General features: G+C 61.8%; 1 protein-coding gene. It reads left to right on the top strand.

Going from position 1 to position 973, the window contains the following annotated elements; all coding sequences use genetic code 11:
- Positions 1–11: 11 nt before the first annotated feature.
- A partial coding sequence (locus MAXJ12_RS34165) for a sulfate adenylyltransferase subunit 1 (protein ID WP_040589799.1) occupies positions 12–973 on the top strand: 962 nt, incomplete at its 3' end.

Here is a 973-nt window from a genome sequence, read left to right as displayed (position 1 = left end):
TATTTCTGAGAATGCGCCATGTAACGGCAGAAAATCTCGTCGCGACCGACACGGTTCGCGAATTCATCGCCGATCAGGAGCAGAAGTCGCTGCTGCGCTTCCTGACGTGCGGTTCGGTCGACGACGGCAAGTCGACGCTGATCGGCCGCCTGCTGTCCGACACCAAGCAGATTTTCGAGGACCAACTCGCCACGCTAGAGCGCGATTCGAAGAAGCACGGCACGACCGGCGACGACATCGATTTCGCTTTGCTGGTGGACGGGCTGGAAGCCGAGCGCGAGCAGGGCATTACGATCGACGTTGCCTATCGGTTCTTCGCCACGCCCAAGCGAAAGTTCATCGTTGCCGACACGCCTGGACACGAACAATATACCCGCAACATGGCGACGGGCGCCTCGACCGCCGACCTGGCCATCGTGCTGGTCGACGCCAGGCAGGGCGTGCTGCGCCAGACGCGCCGCCATTCGATCATCGCCTCGCTGCTCGGCATTCGCCACGTAGTGCTTGCGGTCAACAAGATCGATCTGGTCGGCTTCGACCGCGACGTATTTGCCAGGATTGTCGCCGACTATACGGAGTTCGCCAGGGATCTAGGCTTCTCGTCGATCGTGCCGATCCCGATGTCGGCGCGCTTCGGCGACAATGTTTCCCGCCGCTCGGCCCAAACCTGCTGGTATGCCGGCCCGACCCTTATCGACCATCTCGAAACGGTGGCGGTTGACGAAGCGCGCGAACAGCCTTTCCGGTTTCCTGTCCAGTATGTGAACCGGCCGAATCTTGATTTCCGCGGCTTCGCGGGAACAGTCGCTTCGGGTTCCGTCGCGGAGGGCGACGTAGTCGTTGTCGCGAAATCCGGCAAGCAATCGCGCGTCAAGCGCATTGTCGCGCAGGGCGGCGATCTCGAACGGGCAGTGGAAGGGCAGGCGGTCACCATCGTCCTGGAAGACGAGGTCGAAGTCTCGCGCGGCAATCT

Source organism: Mesorhizobium alhagi CCNWXJ12-2 (genome assembly GCF_000236565.1).
GTDB classification, from domain to species: domain Bacteria; phylum Pseudomonadota; class Alphaproteobacteria; order Rhizobiales; family Rhizobiaceae; genus Allomesorhizobium; species Allomesorhizobium alhagi.
This window is presented reverse-complemented; position numbering and strand designations above follow the sequence as displayed.